Origin of the sequence: Vibrio sp. GLN_1 (genome assembly GCF_043106015.1) — a bacterium.
Taxonomy (GTDB): domain Bacteria; phylum Pseudomonadota; class Gammaproteobacteria; order Enterobacterales; family Vibrionaceae; genus Vibrio; species Vibrio parahaemolyticus.
This window is the reverse complement of the sequence record NZ_JBICMD010000001.1, coordinates 1-5,570: the sequence shown is the minus strand read 5'-3', so window position 1 is coordinate 5,570 and position 5,570 is coordinate 1. Positions and strand designations below refer to the sequence as shown.

Genomic DNA, 5,570 nt, shown 5'->3' with positions numbered 1-5,570 from the left:
CCTCCACGGAGATGGAATTTATTTGCCGACCTTCGGTGTCGTTTGGTGTAAAAATCCAACTCGAATCTGTTAGATCTTCAGCCCACTCATTTGGCTTAAAAGCGTTAGTTTTTATACGTAAAGAATGGCTCAGGGACTTGGCGCATTTTGCCCTACTTTGGTAGTTGGCATTGCGGTAAATCATTGTGGTTGTTTGGGACATTAAAACAGTTTGTTTTTATGGACTTGGGTCGAGGGTGAAACCTCGCCAGCAGATTTTTCTCATCTTTTGATTTATCAAAAGTGTGAAAAAGCGTAGCTGGTTACAGCAAATCACACTTCGTGTTTTTGCTATAAGGTAAGGATACCCAATCCTTACCCAAAAGCGAAACTGCTCGAATTTAAGTTAAAGCTAACGTATGCATACATTAGCCTTGATTGAGGTGGAGAAATTCACTATTGTTTTTATATAAATCATGAAAACAAAAGAACGAAAATGACAACGAAAGAGCAACTAATTGACGAGCGAAGAAAAAGATACAAGAACGTTACCGAGACTATGTTCAGAACTATGAGCGTACACGAGGACAGTTTGTGGATGGATTTTAAACGGGAGCTTGAGAACTACAGCGTGGAAAAATATGAACCTGCACAACGTGGCGCACGCCTTACCGCTGCTATAAAGAACTTTAAGACCAGAAGAATGATCGATTTTGTGGTTCATGTTGTTCTTTATGAACACGTTGATGAGTTTGATATGACGCCACTTACCATTCGCAAACTAAGTAAGGGATTATTCAATGGGCGCAGTGGAGCACAACAGACCCTTGTTGAGTACTTCGGCTGCGAGGGACGCACCAGAAAGGCATCTAAACGCACTCACGAGCTTGTAGACGAACTTGCCGAGAGATACCGGAATGATGCTAAAAGACTAATGGCGAAAACAGAGAGCGACATTGAGGCAGCAAAACGAAAATACCGCTCATTAATTTAGTTTCAGTCGTTTGTTATAGTTAATGTACGCATACGTTAGCTATAACTGATAGTAAAGTGGGAACACTAAGAACCAGAATAAGCATGCAGAAATGAGGCGTTTTAGGTTGTTTTAATGCGAATGATGATTTTTGGTTTTAGGGGGTAAATTACAACAAATTAGTAACACTAATTTGGGGTGTAAAACGACCCTAAAGATTGTCCAAAACGCCCCGTTCGGTGAGCTAATTGATTGAGTTGCTTTTTGGTAGTGCGCAATAGGTACTATATGTTAAATGCGGTGTTGCGTGTTCTTGGGGAGTGGTGTGTGGGATGACAATGGAGTGTTTTAGCTGTAATATAACTATAAGTATTTGTAATTATTGACTTTAGTGAAGCGGTGTGGTAGGCTTGGGAAACAAGTTTCACGCAGAGCTTCAAGCCTACCACACCGCTTCACTAAGTGTGTTAAGTTGTTGTTTTTAAAGGGCTTTTTGTCTTTAATCTGCACTACAAAGCGACATGCATCCCAGCATTTTTCCTCCAAATTAGCTAACTTCTTCATAATTTTCTTCTTCATATTTTTCACCTCTGATGGTTCAGTTTTGGGGTTTTCTAAAGCTCTGGCTTCAGCCTTCATTATACCATATTTCGCAAGTAAAACATAAGTAAGTTGCTGTTTTTAATGGTTTTTAGCTCATTTTCGAGTACTAAAAACAGTTTGACTGTTGCCTCTTTTAGAGAGCGACAGTTGAGGTGGTTGCCTCGGTTGTAAGTGACTGAATAAAATAGGAAACGAAAAAGAGTGATAGATCGTTAAAGATCATGGGCGTGTTAGTTGTTGATCTGCAAGAAAAATCTTATTACTCTAACAACAGATACAAAAAAAGGCCGCCTATAAGGCGACCTTTTGAATGGTTGAGTTAACAGCGCCAACTGGTAACTCGGCTAAGGAATCTAGGACTAGTAGAATTCCCTAAACAATTTATATTCAATTCTACCTCGGTTTTCAACCGTGTCAATCCTAGATGCCAGTATCCACTGGTGTATTTATACCCACTAATCGATGTTGAAACGTGAACCCTGAGAGATCAGAGGTAATCCTGCGCTATCTTTGTCGCAACTCGTGCTAGCACCGCCAAGGTGAGCGAGTCGTTTGCTAGATTAGGAACTGCTTCGGTGCACCAGTTATGTCTCGCCTGTGTTTGAACACTGTGAAGTGTACCTGCATGGGGTAGGAGGAGGGGGGTAACTGTGCAATACGAGACAGCTCATAAACTTGCTAGCTTAGGTATTCCGCCGCTGAAGAGGCAGCGCTAAGGGCACTTGGTAGGAGAAAAGCCAATCCCAAAATCTAAGTTATGACCGAACGAGCGCACAGCACCATCGGTACATGGTGTGAATCGGTCAAGCCCAGACGAACCGAACGATCTGGGGGGATGATAGACCTATACTTTGGCTCCATACGGGCGTGTAGTCTATACCAATGCAAGCTTCTCTTAGATTTTCGTCTAAGGGAGGCTTGCGCTATGGTCGAACGTAAACGTCCGAGGGAATCCTCCCCTTCCTTTTCACCACCGCGCGTGACATAGGCACTCCGAATAAGCAACAGAGATGATGTAAGCAAGCGTGGTAACTGGAGCGAAGCGAAGTTGCCACTAGGCAAAGCAGTAACTTGTTACTGCTGCGCTATAGGCTTTTGAGAAAAAACAAAAAAACTTGTTAAGTGCGGAGCACAAACTAACAGCGTGCTTTGTGGGTGGTAGCGGCTGTGGGTAAGGTTTGGATCAGCTTTGCTGTCCAACCTTATCCATAGTGAGCGCTTTTGTAATTACCTTTTGAATATTCTCTTTATGGCATAATACAATTCTCAGATTATGGTTTAGATAGGGATTTCAGGTGACAAAAGAAAAACAAAAGATAGGTTATGCTTGGAATGAGGATGTCTATTGTGACCGAACATATACAGCTCCAGATGGCACCAAATATTCGCTAGAGCACCTTAGAAATCAAACTTATTCTTATAGCTATAAGTTTAGAGATGAGGTTGGTAAACGACAAAAAGGTAAGATCGATATTGAAGTTCGTTATGACCCTCATTGCTTTACCCATGAACGTAAAGATGGCGAAACAACACCGACGCTTTCATTTGATAAGTTTGATGATGGCTCTACAGTAGATAGAGTTTTCGACCTTGACCGTTATAACAATTGCTCGCAACTAGTACAGTCAATACAGTATTTAAGTCGGAAGAACTGTAAAGAAAGTCGTGTTATAGGTAAGGCTCTTTACTTTAAGCAGCAAAACAGGCAGAAACCTAGATTTGGCTTGTACGTTATCTTAAAAGTTAGGAATGAAGGCGGAAAGTTAGTGATGTTTGTTGAAACCGCACATAACAGAAATAATGAGCCATACAAATTGGCTTTATCAGACAAAGAAGAGACTTACGATATCATTCTGGGAAGGTTAATACAGAGCCAATGGCCAGAGTTATTAGTTGATTAGATATGAAAACGCCCCAGCAAAACTGAGGCGGCTCATATAATAATTTAACTGTTGCGCTTCTTCGGTTTTTACACCTTATTCCTAACAACCGTCAGACTTACGTCCCGTTTGAAACTGTATTGCTACAGCGACATACCTGCGCCCTTTTAAGAGCTGCAACTTATGCGAGGTACATGATCATAGTAAGCATGCTTAGACTTTAAAACAAGCCATTTTCCATAAAAAGTGTGATCTGCGTCACACTTTTATATGCATAATAAGACTTATCCCGTAATCTTTTCCCAGTGTTTTCCAACCGTATTACGGTCTACCCCTGCTCTTCTAGCTAGCTCTGCTCTAGATATGTTAGGAATTCCTAATTCTAAAAACTTTGCTCGGGCTTTTGTTATCGCTTCCTCTTGCCTTTGGGAGTTTGCCCCTTTCAGAGTGCTTTTATTTTCATTGGATGATTTTTTTGGGGTACTCTCTTTCTTTTGGGGTAATAGTTGGGTAATGATGCCCTCTAAGCGGTCGATTTTATCGTGTAGCTTTTGAATTTCGTCCAAAATTTCGGGCGTGGTTTGGGTAATATTACTCGGTAATTTTTGGGTAATAACTGCCTCGATGCTATCCGAGTCAATCAAAACAGAGCGACCTTGTCGCTTTTCCTTCAAAAGCCCCTTTGTTCGCCAGTTGTATATAGTTTTACGTGTTACATTGTAACTATCACACGCTACGCTAATGGTTATGTAATTACCCATATATTACCCGTTATTTTGTGTATTCGATTGGGTAATATTATACATGGTTTAATCATGATGGGTAATTGTTGAGCACACCTTAAATTTTTAGTCTAGTTCTAACCTCGATCTCTTCCCTCATCTCGGTGTGTATATCCACCAAATCAGGGTTTACCCCCTCGACCTTATCCAGTTCGGCAGCTTCTTGGTTGATCATGTTCATTGTCATTGTTTTCGCCTCCTCTGGTGCTCTCTGGTGCTGTTTAAGGCACTCGTTGGCATAATTGGTCGCCTCTGCCCTTTTGTCGCTTAAAATGCTTTCTATGAGCATTTTGTAGGGGGTAATAAATGCATCTAGGGCAGATTTTAGCTTGTTGAGTTTGTTCTCAGTTTCATACAGTTCGTATTCTGCATCCTGTTTCTGTCTTGTGACACTGTTTAGATCCGCTTGAGCTTGGGTAATTTCTTGGGTAATTGACCTGTGTTTTACCCGTTGGTTTGTTATTACCTGCTCGTTATTTTTAAGTGCGTTATCGACCTTTTCAGCGCGTAGGTGTAGGTAATTGTTGAGGTTGTATACTCGATCTGCCTTGGGTTTCTTGGCATCTTCATACTGCTCATGAAACGCTTTGATCTTGCGTTCTCTGCTTTCCGTCCACACAACATCAAGTTCAGGGAATTTTTCCTGAACGTGTTTCATGAACATATCTTGGATGATAATGCCTTGTAGCTTGGTGGCTGCGTAGCCGCTCACATGAGCGTCAATATTAGTAACGGTGTGGGTTTCATGCTTTTGTGTGTCCGGGTTCCACAGTGCTACTTCTGTGGGGTTTTCTTGAAGGTATTTGTTTGCCTCTCGGCGTAGCTGCTTGGCTAAATCGCGTTCGCCCGTTGTGTTGTTTTGGGTACTAACAAATATATGGGGATGTGCCCCTGTGGTTTGGTTTTTCTCCCTCTCATCATCATGCACCACCAAAAGCCCTATCGAGTAATCCGGTGCGTGTGTTTCGTAAAAAGAGCGCATGCATTCTGCCATGCGTTGGGGATCAGGTTTTACACCGTGTTGGTGGGGGAATTTAAAAAATGCTTCGTGTATTTTGGACTCTCGATGATCGCTTGCTCCTTCCATTTTCTTCGCAAGTGTCATGTACTTATCGAGCATTTTGATCAATTGGCCCTTTCTTTTTACACCATCGATTGCATTGATACGCTCGCGGTAATCCTCTGGCTTATCGTTAGCTATGGCAATAAGTTGCTCTCTTAGCTCATCGCCCGATGTGCCTATTTTTTGCTCAAGTTTGTATCGGTATTTTGCAAAGTCAGATTTGACCTTTGGTGATGCTGAGTTTTCCGAAAACTCATCATCTAAAAAGGCATTAATGAAAGCTTTTTTTT

The 5,570-nt window shown here is 41.7% G+C and carries 5 protein-coding genes; 2 read left to right on the top strand and 3 right to left on the bottom strand.

Annotated features, from left to right (window positions below):
- Window positions 1–475: 475 nt before the first annotated feature.
- On the top strand, window positions 476–973 hold the full coding sequence (locus ACF8OV_RS00025) for a hypothetical protein (RefSeq protein WP_140054231.1): 498 nt from the start codon (window positions 476–478) through the stop codon (window positions 971–973).
- Between the two features lie 342 nt (window positions 974–1,315).
- Here the strand turns inward: ACF8OV_RS00025 and ACF8OV_RS00020 are convergent, their stop codons facing one another.
- Window positions 1,316–1,591, bottom strand: a complete 276-nt coding sequence (locus tag ACF8OV_RS00020; protein ID WP_140054232.1) for a hypothetical protein — start codon at window positions 1,589–1,591, stop codon at window positions 1,316–1,318.
- 1,259 nt (window positions 1,592–2,850) lie between these two features.
- Between ACF8OV_RS00020 and ACF8OV_RS00015 the strand changes: the two genes are divergently transcribed.
- A complete protein-coding gene (locus ACF8OV_RS00015; protein ID WP_140054233.1) occupies window positions 2,851–3,456 on the top strand; it encodes a hypothetical protein in 606 nt (201 codons plus the stop codon).
- Between the two features lie 263 nt (window positions 3,457–3,719).
- Here the strand turns inward: ACF8OV_RS00015 and ACF8OV_RS00010 are convergent, their stop codons facing one another.
- Both ACF8OV_RS00010 and ACF8OV_RS00005 read right to left on the bottom strand, forming a co-directional pair.
- Window positions 3,720–4,196: a helix-turn-helix domain-containing protein gene (locus tag ACF8OV_RS00010; RefSeq protein ID WP_140054234.1), complete on the bottom strand. Its 477-nt coding sequence runs from the start codon at window positions 4,194–4,196 to the stop codon at window positions 3,720–3,722.
- A gap of 79 nt (window positions 4,197–4,275) precedes the next feature.
- Window positions 4,276–5,570, bottom strand: a 1,295-nt coding sequence (locus ACF8OV_RS00005; RefSeq protein WP_180768972.1) for a hypothetical protein, incomplete at its 5' end; no start/stop codon positions are given.